This window comes from Undibacterium hunanense, assembly GCF_014284335.1.
In the GTDB taxonomy this organism is placed as follows: Bacteria; Pseudomonadota; Gammaproteobacteria; order Burkholderiales; family Burkholderiaceae_D; genus Undibacterium; species Undibacterium hunanense.
Genome location: NZ_JACOGF010000023.1, coordinates 22,147 through 37,116, shown reverse-complemented (window position 1 = coordinate 37,116; position 14,970 = coordinate 22,147). Strand labels below are relative to the sequence as shown.

Annotated in this window: 12 protein-coding genes; 3 read left to right on the top strand and 9 right to left on the bottom strand. The window is 56.1% G+C overall.

What is annotated here, in order from left to right:
• Window positions 1-121 precede the first annotated feature (121 nt).
• Window positions 122-2,641, bottom strand: coding sequence for a circularly permuted type 2 ATP-grasp protein (locus H8L32_RS26380; protein ID WP_186950850.1), 2,520 nt, complete (start codon window positions 2,639-2,641; stop codon window positions 122-124).
• A gap of 42 nt (window positions 2,642-2,683) precedes the next feature.
• Entirely contained in the window at window positions 2,684-6,106 is a 3,423-nt protein-coding gene (locus H8L32_RS26375) for a transglutaminase family protein (RefSeq protein ID WP_186950849.1), read from the bottom strand.
• 52 nt (window positions 6,107-6,158) lie between these two features.
• On the opposite strand from H8L32_RS26375, the gene H8L32_RS28075 reads away from it, so the two are divergent.
• Window positions 6,159-6,281, top strand: coding sequence for a hypothetical protein (locus H8L32_RS28075; protein WP_268977658.1), 123 nt, complete (start codon window positions 6,159-6,161; stop codon window positions 6,279-6,281).
• A gap of 7 nt (window positions 6,282-6,288) precedes the next feature.
• Here the strand turns inward: H8L32_RS28075 and H8L32_RS26370 are convergent, their stop codons facing one another.
• The 3 genes from H8L32_RS26370 to H8L32_RS26360 all read right to left on the bottom strand — a co-directional run bounded on the left by H8L32_RS26370 (window position 6,289) and on the right by H8L32_RS26360 (window position 8,897).
• Window positions 6,289-7,200: a transglutaminase family protein gene (locus tag H8L32_RS26370; protein WP_186950848.1), complete on the bottom strand. Its 912-nt coding sequence runs from the start codon at window positions 7,198-7,200 to the stop codon at window positions 6,289-6,291.
• 245 nt (window positions 7,201-7,445) lie between these two features.
• Window positions 7,446-8,198 carry a substrate-binding periplasmic protein gene (locus tag H8L32_RS26365; protein WP_186950847.1) on the bottom strand — a complete coding sequence of 251 codons (753 nt, stop codon included), beginning with the start codon at window positions 8,196-8,198 and terminating at the stop codon, window positions 7,446-7,448.
• Between the two features lie 78 nt (window positions 8,199-8,276).
• The gene (locus tag H8L32_RS26360) at window positions 8,277-8,897 is read right to left on the bottom strand and encodes an ATP-dependent Clp protease proteolytic subunit (RefSeq protein WP_222619510.1); all 621 of its coding nucleotides are present in this window, start codon (window positions 8,895-8,897) and stop codon (window positions 8,277-8,279) included.
• Window positions 8,898-9,220: 323 nt separating this feature from the next.
• On the opposite strand from H8L32_RS26360, the gene H8L32_RS26355 reads away from it, so the two are divergent.
• Complete coding sequence (locus H8L32_RS26355) at window positions 9,221-9,646, top strand: DUF2177 family protein (RefSeq protein ID WP_186950845.1); 426 nt, start codon at window positions 9,221-9,223, stop codon at window positions 9,644-9,646.
• 240 nt (window positions 9,647-9,886) lie between these two features.
• Here H8L32_RS26355 and H8L32_RS26350 read toward each other — a convergent pair whose 3' ends face one another.
• Genes H8L32_RS26350 through H8L32_RS26340 form a run of 3 tightly spaced genes read right to left on the bottom strand, consistent with a single transcriptional unit; the run spans window position 9,887 to window position 11,882 of the window.
• Window positions 9,887-10,393 carry a TPM domain-containing protein gene (locus H8L32_RS26350; RefSeq protein WP_186950844.1) on the bottom strand — a complete coding sequence of 169 codons (507 nt, stop codon included), beginning with the start codon at window positions 10,391-10,393 and terminating at the stop codon, window positions 9,887-9,889.
• 2 nt (window positions 10,394-10,395) lie between these two features.
• Window positions 10,396-11,268 (bottom strand): TPM domain-containing protein, encoded by an 873-nt coding sequence (locus tag H8L32_RS26345; RefSeq protein WP_186950843.1) that lies wholly within the window; start codon window positions 11,266-11,268, stop codon window positions 10,396-10,398.
• A complete protein-coding gene (locus H8L32_RS26340; protein WP_186950842.1) occupies window positions 11,265-11,882 on the bottom strand; it encodes a LemA family protein in 618 nt (205 codons plus the stop codon). Before H8L32_RS26340 ends, H8L32_RS26345 begins: the two co-directional genes overlap by 4 nt.
• 348 nt (window positions 11,883-12,230) lie before the next feature.
• On the opposite strand from H8L32_RS26340, the gene H8L32_RS26335 reads away from it, so the two are divergent.
• The gene (locus tag H8L32_RS26335; RefSeq protein WP_186950841.1) at window positions 12,231-14,393 is read left to right on the top strand and encodes a prolyl oligopeptidase family serine peptidase; all 2,163 of its coding nucleotides are present in this window, start codon (window positions 12,231-12,233) and stop codon (window positions 14,391-14,393) included.
• 44 nt (window positions 14,394-14,437) lie between these two features.
• On the opposite strand, the gene H8L32_RS26330 is transcribed toward H8L32_RS26335, so the two are convergent.
• A complete protein-coding gene (locus H8L32_RS26330; RefSeq protein WP_186950840.1) occupies window positions 14,438-14,962 on the bottom strand; it encodes a hypothetical protein in 525 nt (174 codons plus the stop codon).
• Window positions 14,963-14,970: the final 8 nt, after the last annotated feature.

Below are 14,970 nucleotides of genomic sequence, written 5' to 3'. Positions count from 1 at the left end.
CCTTCAGCAACTCAAGCAACCCTACACTTGCCTTGGCGTGATGGAATTGAAGCTTTCACTTGTGTCTTCGTGCCTTCACTATGACGAATAACCTGCTTCGCTGTTCTTGCCACAGGCGTTGCTAGCTACCCTCCCCCGCCGCTTTCCCCGTATGACTAAAAAACTGCACACCTATCTGTTCCGACAAAGTTTCGCTGGTCTGGATCAGGCGTTGCAGCAGGTCGGCCAGGTAGAGGCTGCCACCGACCAGGTCGGCTTCTGGTGTCAGGGCCTGCAATTCGTCGGCCAGTGCTGCCAGTTGTTCAGTTCCAGCCGGGCCGCGACCGGGTGCCATTTGCTGCAAGGTCTTGAGGATGCCGTCGACCTGAAACACGATGGAGCGGGTATTACTTTCATCCAGCAGTAGCAGATCAAGCAAAGGTAACCATTCTGGCCGGGCCTGGTAGCGCGCGCGGTAGGTGATAATGCTATCTGACAGCAGCAACATCCACTCCAGGTCGCCACCATCCATAGCCAGCCCGCGTCGCAATATCTGGCACTGGAATTGCAGCCTTTCCAGCCGCCGCCCCAGCGACATGAAACGCCAGCCCAGGTCGCGACTCATGCCATCCATTGCATAACCGGACATCAACATGGCGGCTTCGGTGGCGTCGTCCAGGCGGCGCATTGCTTCGGCCTGGGATGGTTGCTCTTCGACGGGGCTGTCTTGCCGCATCTTGCTGATTGCACGCCAGTTATCGAGTGAAATGCGTTCGCGCAACTGGCTGGCGCAGCGGTAGAGTTGCTGCTGTTGCTGCACCAGCCCCGGCACATCCGGCGACACCACGGCCCGCAGCAGCGCTGATTCGATTTGGGCGTCGGTCAGCATGGCGGCTGGCTGCACCGGTTCAGCGGTGACGTCAGTTGGTTCGGGTGGTGCGATCAACCAGTACCATTGGCACAGGCCAGTCATGGCTGCCCATTCGGCACCACGATCGTCTGGCCGGACGTGGAAAAGGAAATTGAGGGTGACGCGCAGCAGCCTGGCAATATTGTCGCAGCGTTCGGTGTTGCGGCCAAACCAGTGCAGGTTTTCTGCCACCCTGCTTGACAGGTGGGTGTCATCGCGCACTGGCTCACGCCGTTCCACGTTACCGCGCTCCTGATGTGGCAGGTCTTGCTGGGCCCTGGCCTGGACCCAGGTATCCTTGCTGCCGCCGCCTTGCTGCATTGTGATTACACGCGCATCTGGCCCGGTGGCCACGCGAGTCAGCCCGCCTGGCATGACGACATAGCCCTTGGGCGTGGCGCAGGCGTATACGCGCAGGCCAGTGGCGCAGGGGTACAAGCCGGCCCGGGGGGCTTCTTTCCAGACCGGTGCCTGCGACAGCCGCACCAGTTCCTGTGCCACGTAATTGCCGGGGTTGGCGCGCAACTGCCCGATCAGCGCAGCACGGGCATCGCCACGCTGGTCGGCACCAAACACCGGTCCCTGACGCAGTTGTGGAAACGCCGGCTTGATCACCAGGCTGTCGAGGCGGCTGACCACCGTATCCAGCGCAGCAGCTTCGCCACACCACCAGGTCGCCACCGATGGCATCTTGAGCGGTTCGCCCAGCAGGCGCTGGCACAGCGACGGCAAAAAGCCCAGCAAGGCACCTGATTCCAGCAAGCTTGATCCCAGACTATTGGTCACCAGCACGGTACCACGGCGGACAGCGTCGGTGAGGCCAGCCACGCCCAGCGCGGAGTCGGCACGCAGCTCCAGCGGATCGCAAAAATCATCATCGACCCGGCGCACGATGACGTGCACGCGCTGCATGCCGGACAGGGTCTTGAGCCAGACCATGCCGTTGCGCACCGTGAGGTCGCCGCCCTCAACCAGCGGCAGGCCCAAATAGCGTGCCAGATAGGTATGTTCGTAATAGGTTTCGTTATGTGGGCCAGGGGTCAGCAGCACCATGAGTGGCGGTTCGCCCGCGCGCAGTCCGGCACCGGCACTGCGCCTGCCCCAGTGCGCCAGACTGTCGCGCATGGTGTCAAAAAAACCTTCCAGCTTGCGCACCTTGAGATCACGTAGCATGTCTGGGAAGATGCGACCAATGACGGCGCGGTTTTCCAGCGCATAGCCAGCGCCGGAAGGTGCCTGGGTGCGGTCACCCACCACCCACCAGCGGCCATCAGGCGCGCGCGCCAAATCCAGTGCATAGAAATGCAGGGCGATGTCGCCCTGATGGCGTATGCCCTGACAAGGCCGTAAAAAGCCTGCATGGCCGTGTACCAGCGCTGGTGGCAGCAGGCCCTCAGCCAGCAGGCGCTGTTCGCCGTAGACATCAAGCAGGATGCGATTGAGCAAGGTAGCGCGCTGTGCTACTGCAGCCTCCACCTGTGCCCATTCATCATACGGCAAGATCAGCGGCAACACGTTCAGGTCCCATGGCCGCTGCATGCCCTTGGCATCGGCATAGACGTTGTAGGTGACACCGTTCTCACGTACCTGACGCTGCACTACCTCAATACGCTGACGCATCATGGCCGGGGACTCACCGGCCAGGCTGTCGAGCATGGCGCGCCAGTGTCCACGTGGCCGCAAACTCGCTTCCATCATTTCATCGTAGCTGCCGGGTGTGCCCGGATAACCCGTCAGTAGTGTGTAGTCCATGCGTCTCCTGTTTTGCTTTTAGTTTTATTTTTAGTTTTACTTTTAACCCGGCTGCCAGCGCAAATCCAGCGTCATCGGAAAGCTGGGATTGGGCGCTTCACGCAGCACCGTCATCGGTCCAGGCGTGTGTCCGTAGGCCCAAAAGCGGGCGAAGCGACGGGCCTCGGCAGCGTTGGCGTTGACTGGCGAACCACTCTCGGCACGGCCACCCGGATGGCTGACATGATAGGTGCAGCCACCCACCGCGCGCCCGCTCCAGCTATCGACCAGGTCGAAAGTCAGCGGCGCTTGCACCTTGATGGTCGGGTGCAGCGCCGACCACGGACTCCAGGCGCGGAAGCGCACGCCGGCCACATATTCTCCCGGCACGCCGGTCGGATGCAGCGGCAGCATACGGCCATTGCAGGCGACCACGTGGCGTCCGTCGGTAAGACCGCGCACCAGCAATTGCATGCGTTCAACCGACGAATCGACATAGCGTGCGGTACCACCAGTGCTCATTTCTTCGCCCAGCACATGCCATGGTTCGATCGCCTGGCGCAACTCCAGTTCGACGCCCTGATAGACTACCGTGCCGTAACGCGGGAAGCGGAATTCGATGAAGGGGTCAAACCAGTGATCCTCGAAGGCATAACCTGCCTCACGCAAGTCACGTGCAACATCGCGGATGTCCTGCGCCACCACATGCGGCAACATCCAGCGGTCATGCAGTGCCGTGCCCCAATGCACCAGCTTGGCCTGGTAGGGCTGGCGCCAGAAGCGCGCCACCAGCGCCCGCAGCAACAGCATTTGCAGCAGGCTCATGCGTTCGTGCGGTGGCATTTCGAAGGCGCGGAATTCCACCAGGCCGAGACGGCCAGTTGGCCCATCTGGCGAATACAGCTTGTCGATGGAGAATTCGGCACGGTGGGTGTTACCAGTCAGGTCTACCAGCAGGTTGCGCAACAGGCGGTCGACCATCCAAGGCTTATCGCCCGGATGCAGCGTGGGCAGCAACTGATCCATCTGCTGAAAAGCAATCGCCAGCTCATACAGATTATCGTCGCGCGCTTCGTCAACCCGTGGCGCCTGGCTGGTAGGGCCAATGAAGGTGCCAGAAAACAGATAAGACAGCGATGGATGGTTTTGCCAGTAAGTGATCAGGCTCTTCAGCAAATCGGGCCGCCGCAGCAAGGGGCTGTCTTCGGCGGTGGCGCCACCCAGTGTCGCATGGTTGCCGCCGCCAGTGCCGGTATGGCGGCCATCGACCATGAATTTTTCTGTTCCCAGCCGACACAGGCGTGCCTCTTCATACAAGGTGGACATGTTGTAGACCAGCTCCTTCCAGCTGGCTGCCGGATGGATATTTACCTCGATCACGCCAGGATCGGGCGTTACGCTCAGCAACTTGATGCGCGGGTCGCGTGGCGGTGGATAACCTTCTATCCACAGTTTCATGTTCAGCAGCGCGGCTGTACTTTCGACCGCAGCTACCAGCGCCAGATAGTCCTCGACCCGGGTCAGCGGTGGCATGAACACGTGCAAACGGCCAACGCGCACTTGTACGCACAGCGCAGTATGGATCACGTCACGCGGTGCCAGTTTGGAAGCGGTAGCGGCTGGCTGGCCGGTCTTGGCTTGCTGACTGCCTTTAAGCTGCTGGGCAGCCTTGGCTTGCTGATCTGCCTTGACTTGCTGACTGGCCTTCATTTGCTGACCACCCTTGGCAGCGGCCAGGTTCTGTGCGGGCTGCTTGTCGTACAGCGGCGGAGACAGTGCATCACGCGGCGCGAAAGGATCACGATCGAAGGCCGGCTCTTCGTCTTCCGGCATTACCCACGGCAGCGCATTCAGTGGCAGGCGCAAGCCCATGGGCGAATCGCCATCCAACAGATACAGATGCTCGCGCTTGAGCGGCCAGCGTGAAGTGCGCCACAGGGTGCCGATGGCGAGAGACTGGTCAGTCTCTTCCGGCTTGAGCGGCAATACATAGCCGACCACAGCGCCCAAACCCGTCTGCAACAGGCGCGCCAGGCGACGCCGTTCATCGGCCTGTGCCAGGTCAACACTCAACGGATCAAGATTGACCGGTAGCGTCTGTTCAAGCCTGGCCTGCTGCAGCACATCTTCATACGCCGGCAGGTGGCTGTCGGCAGGCAGGCGCAGCGCGCGCGCCAGAGCTGCGGCGAAGCGTTCGGCGTCTTGTGGGCCATAGCCATCGTTGACCTGTTCATCGGCGAACAGGCTGGCATCCAGCCACATTGGCTGGCCGTCGACACGCCAATAGATATTCAGCGCCCAGCGCGGCAGCGGCTCGCCCGGATACCACTTGCCCTGCCCATAGTGCAACATGCCGCCGGGTGCGAAATGGTTCTTCAGTCGGTGCATCAGTTGGCCCGCCAGACGGCGCTTGTCATCGCCGTGGGCTTCGGTGTTCCACTGTGCTCCATCCATATCGTCGATCGACACAAAGGTCGGTTCGCCGCCCTGCGTCAGACGCACGTCCTGATGTCTGAGGTCGGCATCGACCTGTTCACCCAACTGGTCGATCCGTTGCCAGTCTGCGTCCGAGTAGGGCTTGGTCACGCGCGGGTCTTCATGGATGCGGGTGATCGTCATTTCATGCTCAAACGTTACTTCGGCTTCGTCGGTGTAGCCAGTGACCGGCGCGGCTGACGATGGCAAGGCAGTACACGCCAGCGGAATGTGGCCTTCACTGGCCAGCATGCCGGAGGTCGGATCAAGGCCGATCCAGCCAGCGCCCGGCACATATACTTCGGCCCATGCGTGCAAGTCAGTGAAATCGACGCTGGTGCCGCTGGGGCCGTCCAGCGCTTCCTGATCGGCCCGCAACTGTATCAGGTAGCCCGATACGAAACGGGCCGCCAGGCCGACATCGCGCAAAATCTGCACCAGCAGCCAGCCGCTGTCACGACAGGAGCCGGCAAGTAATCCCAGTGTTTGTTCGGGAGTCTGCACGCCAGGTTCCATACGCAACTGATACGCAATGTCAGTCTGCAGCCGCTGATTGATGGCAACCAGAAAATCGTTGGTGCCCATGGCTTCCTTGAGCAAATCGCTGCGCATCTGCTTCACCCATTCCTGACGCAGCGGGCCGGGCTCTTCGTTCTGCAAGTACGGGCCAAGTTCGGCCTTGAGCTGGGCCGGGTACGCGAACGGGAAAGTCTCGGCATATTTCTCGACGAAGAAATCGAAGGGGTTGATGACCGTCATGTCGGCCACCAGATCGACCGTAAATTCCAGCCGGTCAGTCTTCTCGGGAAACACGAAGCGACCGATATAGTTGCCATACGGGTCTTGCTGCCAGTTGATGAAGTATTGTTCTGGTGTCACTGTCAGCGAATACGACAGGATGGGGGTACGGGCATGTGGCGCTGGACGCAGGCGCACTTCATGGGGTGACAACGCAACCAGGCGATCGTAACGGTAACTGGTTTTGTGGTGTAGCGCGACTCGGATTGCCATGCGGAGACCTTTGGTTGAGTGAGGGGGCGACCCTGTCAATCTAGCAGGATCTATGCCACTGGCGCAAGAAAATCCACTGCTGACCACGATGTGTAATGCACTCAGCCCACTCATCACACCATGCGCACCCTATGCTGGTGCGGTACGCACCGACATCGCCCATAACGGTTCATGACAATGGTTCATGACAACGGTGTGACCGTGACATTAACCTGCAGTTCGTGGGCGCCACCGCCCAGCACCACACCGCGCATCGGGGTGACATCACTGAAATCGCGCCCCCAGCCCAGGGTCAGATGTTCGCTCTGCACCAGGCAACTATTGGTCGGGTCGAAATCGACCCAGCCCAGCTCCGGGCAAAATACCGCCACCCAGGCATGCGAGGCATCCGCCCCGATCAGTCTTGGCTGCCCCTCCGGTGGATGGGTCTGGATGTAGCCGCTGACATAGCGTGCCGGCAGGCCAAGGCTGCGCAGGCCGCCTATCATCAGTTGGGCGAAGTCCTGGCACACGCCGCGCCGGCCAGCCAGCACTTGTTCGAGCGGCGTAGCGATGTCGGTGGCGTTACCGTCAAATTCGAAATCATCAAAGATGCGTGTGGTCAGGTCGAGTGCAGCGTCCAGCAATGGCCGGCCTGGGGTAAAACTGGTCCGCGCATACTGCTCCAGTGCTGCATTCCAGCGCACATGGGGTGACTCAAACAAATAGCTGCAGGCATCGAGTATGGCTGGCTGGCGTGACTGTTGCACCATGTCGCGCACCGTTTCCCAGCGCGGTGAGACGGCAATCTGTTCAATGCCGGGACGGGCTGCCAGCGCAATGGTCGACTCGGCCAGAACACGCAACACCTTGTGTGGCGTGGTCACCGTAAAGCGGCGGATGGCATTGCCGAAGAAATCAACCCCGTCGACGCCCTCGTCCACACCCGGATCAACCAGTAAATTGTGCGATTCGGTCTGCTGCACGGCAAAACAGCGCGGTGCCATGTGCAGCAACTGCTGCGACAGTGTCACCAGGCTCTGGTAGGTGTAACGGGTTTCATGCACCACGCTGTAGCGCAACATAGGCACAGTGCGGGCCACGGTTGAATTCATGGCGAATTAAGTAAGAAGCAAAAGACGTACTGTAGCATGTCTGGTCGCGTGCATCTCCCGCAAGTTCAATTGACGGGGATGAGTGTGGATATACCACCACCCTTCAGAGCAAGCATTTGACCCGCATCACTGATTTTGTATGCAGCAGCCTGGACTGAACGCTGAACCTGACAGCCACACAATAATCGGCATGCAACTACCATGTGCGTATCAGCCCAGACGGTTCTCGCTTCACTGTACCAGTCTTAAGCTTTAGCGTAGCTTCCCTTGTTGTCTGCAATGAAGCTATTCAACTGCTCAAGCAACCCGGCACTGGCCTTGCGCGTGATGAAATTGAAGGTTTCATTGCTGCCGTCGATATGATGAATATCCGCCAGCGCCAGGCCACCTTCAATGTTTTTGCCATAGGTGTCGCTCAGGTATTGGTTGCTGACATCACCTTCGCCAAAAGCATCGGCCTGGTGGTTTGCTATCAGCGTATTGACGATGTATGCCTGCGCATCTGCCTGATCCTTGGCGACTTCGTCAACGAACTGTATCGTGCAGCGGGGGTAGTAACGCGCTTTGGCGTCGATGTCTGCGGTTGAACCACGGGTTACGATGATGGTTTTTCCGGCCAGGGTTTCAGGGTGATCAAATGCCGCTTTGTCGATGCTGCGCACTAACAATGATCTTTGTACCTGAAAATAGGCATCACTCCAGCAGCCGCCAGGCCCAACATGGCGATTATCCCGTTGTTGCACGCCGGCAGCGGCGATGTCGCATCGGTTCTCGTCAGGCATGGTCCAGATGCCGTCGAAGTCATGTTCTATCAAGACGATGTCCAAGCCCAGACTGAGGGCGAATTTTTCCAGGAAGATGACATCCAGGCCTGTGAGTTTACCGTGTTCGTCCTTGTAGCAGACAGGCGCAAATCCGCCGTATGTGCAGACCGTCAATTTACCAGGGGTCAGAGTGGTGATGGTTGCCAGGGTTGTGGGCGTCGTTGCGTCTGTCATGATCTTGTTACTTTCTTTGTGGTGATAGTAAAGCCTGCATGCTACACAAACCATCATAGGTATTAATCAGAGGTACTGCTACTCTGATTTAGCGTCTGCCTTGTAAGGCTCATCCAGGCTTTCGACTTTCAACAAATCTGTCGTTGTCAGGATGCCAATCTTGACGATGTTGTAGCCATTCAGGGTTTCGCAACGCAGCGAACCTTCAGTGCAAAAACGTATGTCGCCGAGGTAATTTTGATTCGGGTAGTAGAAAAACATCATGTCACCAGCGCGTTCTATGTTCAGGGCGCGGTCCAGGACTTCTTCCGGAAACTGGCCTTGCGTTACCTTGAGCAACCATTCACGAAATCTTGGGATGGAGGCGGTGGCGATTTCTTTGGTGCGTTTATTGTGGGGGCCGTGAAAACCCAAGCGTGTTTTCTCCAAATGCTTGCTGGCAAGCATTTGCCTTTCCGTACCAGCCATAAAGATAAGCGCACAGGCAGACATGCAACTGCCGTTGACTGCGGTATTCATTTTGCCTTCTGTAATCAGGTCAGCAATGGCATACGCGGCACGCATATCGCCACCAGGGCTTTCTGTCATGACGACTGTTTTGACCGGGCCTTCTTCGAGCTTTTTGCGAAATTGCTGACTGTCTTCCGGCACGACTTTGCCGAACAATATCAGCGTCTGGTTGGACCGCAACATGGTCATGGCAGTCGCGTTGCCTGACAAAAGGATGGTGCACAGAGTGAAAAAAGCAAAAAGCTGTTTTAATTTGGATTGCATGGCGATAAGGCGTCGTTTAAATATAGGGATGATGCATGCTGCCGATTTCTGACGAACGGGTATCAGTCTTAGAAAAAACAAGTCGAAGCAGATACCTGTCCTTTTGGCATTGCAGGCATTAAACACCAGACATTCATAATTTGACAATGTTTTTATATATTATCTACCGCACAGACATGACATGGCGTTTGGGCGAAAATGTGCGGCACTGATGTTGGTCTTCATCTCCAATCCACAAGGATATATTCATGCTGACGCTATCTACCTCACTTACCTGGCAACAAATGCTGCTTGCTTATGGCAGTGCACTGCTCACCCTGCTGGCGCTGGATGCAATATGGCTGGGGGTGTTGATGGGATCGACTTACCGCGCATACCTGGGTGAGATGATGCTGGCACAACCCAGGCTGATACCGGCCGCATTGTTCTATTTGCTGTATAGCGTGGGTATGCTGGTGTTTGGCATTATGCCTGCCCTGCGTGCGGAAAGCTGGCAGCAAGCGGTGATGTTATGTGCTTTGCTGGGTTTGGTGGCGTATGGCACTTACGACCTCAGCAACCTGGCAACATTAAAAGCCTGGCCAGTGACGCTCACGGTGATTGATATCTGCTGGGGTGCGCTGGTATCAGGCATCGCTGGTACAGTGGGGTATTGTGTGGCAAGCCGGACATAGCGTGACATCAATAAGTTGGCATCCATAAGCTGGCATCAACTAAGCAGGACATTGATCTCTATGAACATACTGATCTTTGGTGCCACCGGCATGGTTGGGTAAAGCATACTGCCTGCATGTCTGCTGGACCAATATGTGAAAGGCTCTATCACCGTAGACCGCACCCTGAGCAATTGTATCGGGATGATGAACTGCGTTTTTCTCTTGATCAATTCTGCTCGCTTGTTGTTTGTAGTATCTCTATAAGATCACAACAGCATCCGGCAACTCATTCAGATTATCGCCATTCACCGGAAAGTGTTTTGTCAGGTGCTGGCTGACGGCTTGTATACCGCGAATCGCGCCTTGTTCATACTGCTCCAGTTTGAAGGCGCTTTCCATCATGCGGCAAATTTGTTCCCATTCATCGCTTGATGTCCTGGTATGAATGCCGCGATCAGCCACAATTTCTACATCGCGGTCAGCCAGCAGCAGGTAAATTAGTACGCCATTATTGTGTGCCGTATCCCAGATGTGTAACTGCGAAAATACGTCGATGGCGCGTGCACGGGCTGTCTGGCCACGAATCAACGGGCCACATTCCAGTGCTGCCTCTACCACGAAACGGATTTCACCAAGATGGCTGGATTCGCTGGCTTTGATGGCTTGCTCGATGGCTTGCAGGCTTAATGGAGGAAAGACCCGCCGGAGCTCGTTGTGTGTCGTGAGCAGGTGTTTTGTGATGCGCCTGATGTTGAAGTTAGTCATGATCACCACCGTCCAGATGCACCGCCGCCGCCAAAGCCACCGCCACCACCGCTAAAGCCGCTACCGCCGCCACTAAATCCACCACCACCTCTGCCACTGCCGCCATAGTAGGCACCAATACCTCGCGCGCCCAGGCTGCCGCTTAACAGCGTAAAGAATAATGCCAGTACACCCGCGATCATGGCGATGGATATGGCACCGGCTACCAGCCAGGCGACGCCGCCAACAACACCGCCGGTGACGATGGCACCGGGCAATCGGCCAAACAGGGCGCGCAATACACCGCCCACCACCAGGGCCATGATAAATAGTATGGGTGCATATTGCTGGAAGCCATCGGCATCGCTGGTTCGGCTGGTTAGGCGTGACGTTTTTGCAGGCAAGGGTTCACCATCAACCACACGTATCATTTGATCGGCACCAGCCTGTATGCCTGCATTGAAATCGCCCTGTTTGAAATAGGGGGTGATGGTGTCGCTGATAATGCGTTTGCTGGTGGCGTCGTTGAGTACACCCTCCAGGCCATAGCCTACTTCTATACGCAGGCTGCGGTCATTTTTGGCGATCAGCAGGATTGCGCCATCGTCAACTTTTTTCCGCCCCAGCTTCCATTGTTCGGCTACGCGCAATGCGTACTGTTCTATGGTTTCCGGTGCAGTGGTCGGCACGATGAGGACTGCAATCTGGCTACCTTTCTTGTTTTCAAAATCGCGCAACTTTTGTTCCAGTGCGGCTTTTTGATCTGTCGTCAGGGTTGCTGTCTGGTCTGTAACGCGGTTCTGTATGGGTGGGACGGCAATCTGGGCACAGGCAACACCTGCCCATGCCAGCATGACGCTCAACAATACTGTTCTTGCGTGCCTGAGGATATTCATTGCGCGCCGCCGGGTTTGGCTGCGGGCGTGCCAAAATCCACGGCAGGCGGTTTGGCCAGTTCTTTTTCATTCTCAACGGCGAAGTTGGGTTTGACCTTGTAGCCAAACATCATCGCTGTCAGATTAGAGGGGAAAGACCTGACCAGTACATTGTATTCCTGCACGGACTTGATATAGCGGTTACGGGCGACGGTGATACGATTTTCTGTACCTTCCAGTTGTGCCTGCAAATCACGGAAATTGGCATCTGATTTCAATTGAGGATAATTTTCTGTGACGACCAGCAGGCGCGACAAGGCACCAGACAGTTCGCCCTGGGCGGACTGGAATTTGGCGAAGGCTTCGGGATTGTTCAACAGTTCTGGCGTGGCCTGCACACTGCCGACTTTGGCACGGGCATTGGTAACACCAAGCAAGATATCTTTTTCTTGCGCGGCAAAACCTTTGACGGTGTTGACCAGGTTAGGCACCAGATCGGCACGACGCTGGTACTGGTTCAGGACTTCTGACCAGCTTGATTTGACTTGCTCATCCCCGCTTTGGAAACTGTTATATCCACAGCCGGAGAGGTTAAGTGTGAGTATTGCTGACAACAGCAGCCAAAACTTGCGCATGGGGAATTCTCCTGATCGATGGTTTTCCAGCAACAGCGGTGAAAGCAGTCCACATGTCTGGAATAATAACAATATTGCATCATCAGCTTGCCATGCATGCCGAAAAATCACTGTGCGGTAGCGCACCATGATGGGCAGCCGGATGCTTTATTAGCCGTCAAGCACATCTGAATCCAGTTTGCCAGGTCGTGATTTGATAAAGCGCAAAGACGGAGCATCGATTATTGAAGGCCTGGCTTTGTCTGAGTGTCGTCAACTTGTGCTATCGCTATCATTTACATATTGTCAGCTGTTTGCAAATCCATCTATACTCGTTTCCACCATCTCTTAACCGATAGGAAGCCGCTGATGATTACCCGTCGCAGATTTGCCTTGTCGCTTTCGGCACTTGCCCTGTCACCGCTCAGTTCTTATGTACATGCTGCTGCCAGGAAAATACCTGCCCTGTTGCGCCCGCCTGTGGCAAGGGAAGAGGCTGTGACTGACACCCTGTGGGGCAAGTCTATTGTGGACCCCTATCGATGGATGGAACAGAAACCCGATACCGACGAATTTGTCAGCTACCTGAAAGCACAGGGTGCCTATGCAAGGCAGATGCTAGACCGCCTGCCGGGCCGGCGTGTAGTGGAAGCATCGGTAACGCGTTTCACTGCCGCCGTGACGGATGTGGCAATACGCCAGATCAGCAGCACTTACATCATCTTTGCTCGTCGTACACCCGGGCAACAGACTTACAAAATTTATGCGCGCCCTCATGCCGGTGGTGCAGACATCTTGCTGATTGACCCCGAAGCCGGTGCGCAGGGTGGAGCCCCACGCCGGGTGACCGGTTTGCTGATGTCGCCAGACAGCAAACATCTGGCTTACACCATCGATAAAGGTGGTGATGAAATACGTGAGTTGCGCGTCCTGACACTGGATGGCGGCAAGGATGTACTGATCACGTTGCAGAATGGACTGCCAGCCAGCTGGTTGCCCGATTCCAGCGGATTTTTTTATTCACGCCTGCGCGATGGTGCAGTCAAGGGCAAGGTCGATTATTCGTTCGACACCGCGACCTGGCTGCACAGGATGAACACCGAGGCAGCACAAGACACAATGGCACTGCGCTGGTCAGATGGTCCGGCCATGGGCCAGACCGAACGCGAAATGCCAATGGTACTCACAAGTACGGTCAGTGACTGGGCGCTGGGTGCCATCTACAGCAACGGTGAATGGCCAGCCTATGGCATGGTGGCACGCAGCAGCGAGCTGGCACAAGGCAAACCCAACTGGATAGCCGTATTTGGCAAGGATGATGTCGCCGTCCATGCAGTCACTGCAGGTGACTATGTGTATGTGCTGGCCAAGGGCAAGGCCGAGCGGGGTGAAGTTTTCAAGGTCAGCATTAGTGACCCGGACAAGACCAAACGTGAAGTGGTGGTAGCGCAAGGCGAGTACGTGATTGACAGCCTGAGCCTCGCCAAAGATGGCTTGTATATTCATGAACTGCGTGGTCAGGTAGGTGCGCTGCGTCGCTACAGTTTTGCCACCGGCAAGGTGGAAGACGTTGCATTGCCTTTGAGCGGTGCCGTGTGGGATGTCAATTGCAATGCCAGGCTGGAAGGTGCATGGTTTGGCATGGATGGCCTGACATGGTTTGCCCGAATCATGAATACTGGTGCCGACCTGAAGGCAAAAGATATTGGCCTGACCCCGAAAGCACCGTTTGATACGTCGCCCTTTTTAACTACACGTCTGGAAATCAAGGCGCGCGACGGTGTCAAAGTACCGATAGAAATTCTGCATAAGAACAATACCAAGCTCAACGGCAAGAACCCTGTACTGATCGAAGCCTACGGTTCATACGGCATCATTCTCGATCCGGGTTTTCAGGGTTCCAAACTGGCTTTCCTGGATCAGGGTGGCGTGATTGTGTATGCCCATGTACGCGGTGGCGGCGAAAAAGGCGAGAGCTGGCATTTGGCCGGACAAAAAGCCAACAAGCCCAATACCTGGCGTGATGCGATAGACGTGGCCGAAGCCCTGATTAAAGATGGCTGGACTTCACGCGGCAAAATTGCACTGTGGGGTACATCCGCCGGTGGCATCATGGTGGGCCGCGCCATTACCGAGCGCCCCGATTTGTTTGCCGTTGCCATCGGTGAGGTAGGTGCCTTCAACACCTTGCGCTTTGAACTGACATCGAATGGCCCAGGCAATGATGAAGAATTTGGTACGGTAAAAAAAGAGGACGAGTTTAATGGCCTGATGGAAATGGATGCGTATCACCATGTTCTGCCCAATGTCAGCTACCCGGCCACACTGCTGATGACGGGTGCCAACGATATACGGGTAGAGCCCTGGCAAGTCGCCAAGATGGCAGCACGTATGCAAAAAAACCACGACCCTAAACGCCCGGTATTAATGCGTGTTGATTTTGATTCCGGCCATTTCTCGACCACCAGGAAAAATGCCATCGCCAAAAACGTCGATGTCTTCAGCTTCATTTTTGAGCATACGCGTGGTTAAACTGCCTGGCATGGCTTGAAGGCGTAAAGGGAATGCGTCTGACTTCAGATCACAATCGTGGAATGCCGGCTCCCTTGTAGCGGCAATGCGGTGTTTGATACATGCACATCGTGCGATGAATCATGATTTTTGACGAACAGCTTTTTGATGAGATAGGACATGCGGTTTTTCTGGAAATCCTCATAGTCCGCCAGCACCTGTCTCAGACTTGTTGCCTGGGCCTGCAACTCTTGTTCAACAGCAGGTGAAATCCAGTCTATGCGCCAATCTATACGCATACCGTTTGCCAGCGGCAAGCTGGCCAGCATGATTTCATCATTCAGAATTTCACTGGCTAGCGCTGGTGAAAAATCAGTGGCGTAGAATTTTTTTAAGGTACCCAGACCAAAATCCAACAGGTATTTTTCGTTGATGATGCAGACGGCATGTCCTTCTTTTTGCCTGTCATGCGCAAAGCCTTTGTAACCTATGTAAAAAATACCATTGTTTTGCCGGATTTCGGCATAACAACCCTGTACTCTGGCGACGTAGCCTTTTTCCTGGAGTATGTGTGACAGCATGGCAGACATGGCGAAAC

Bases quoted from the DNA above. Each gene is read 5' to 3' on its own strand.
- H8L32_RS26380 (WP_186950850.1), bottom strand. From the start codon at position 2,641: ATGGACTACACACTACTGACGGGTTATCCGGGCACACCCGGCAGCTAC.
- H8L32_RS26375 (WP_186950849.1), bottom strand. From the start codon at position 6,106: ATGGCAATCCGAGTCGCGCTACACCACAAAACCAGTTACCGTTACGAT.
- H8L32_RS28075 (WP_268977658.1), top strand. From the start codon at position 6,159: ATGCCACTGGCGCAAGAAAATCCACTGCTGACCACGATGTGTAATGCA.
- H8L32_RS26370 (WP_186950848.1), bottom strand. From the start codon at position 7,200: ATGAATTCAACCGTGGCCCGCACTGTGCCTATGTTGCGCTACAGCGTG.
- H8L32_RS26365 (WP_186950847.1), bottom strand. From the start codon at position 8,198: ATGACAGACGCAACGACGCCCACAACCCTGGCAACCATCACCACTCTG.
- H8L32_RS26360 (WP_222619510.1), bottom strand. From the start codon at position 8,897: ATGACCATGTTGCGGTCCAACCAGACGCTGATATTGTTCGGCAAAGTC.
- H8L32_RS26355 (WP_186950845.1), top strand. From the start codon at position 9,221: ATGCTGACGCTATCTACCTCACTTACCTGGCAACAAATGCTGCTTGCT.
- H8L32_RS26350 (WP_186950844.1), bottom strand. From the start codon at position 10,393: ATGACTAACTTCAACATCAGGCGCATCACAAAACACCTGCTCACGACA.
- H8L32_RS26345 (WP_186950843.1), bottom strand. From the start codon at position 11,268: ATGAATATCCTCAGGCACGCAAGAACAGTATTGTTGAGCGTCATGCTG.
- H8L32_RS26340 (WP_186950842.1), bottom strand. From the start codon at position 11,882: ATGCGCAAGTTTTGGCTGCTGTTGTCAGCAATACTCACACTTAACCTC.
- H8L32_RS26335 (WP_186950841.1), top strand. From the start codon at position 12,231: ATGATTACCCGTCGCAGATTTGCCTTGTCGCTTTCGGCACTTGCCCTG.
- H8L32_RS26330 (WP_186950840.1), bottom strand. From the start codon at position 14,962: ATGTCTGCCATGCTGTCACACATACTCCAGGAAAAAGGCTACGTCGCC.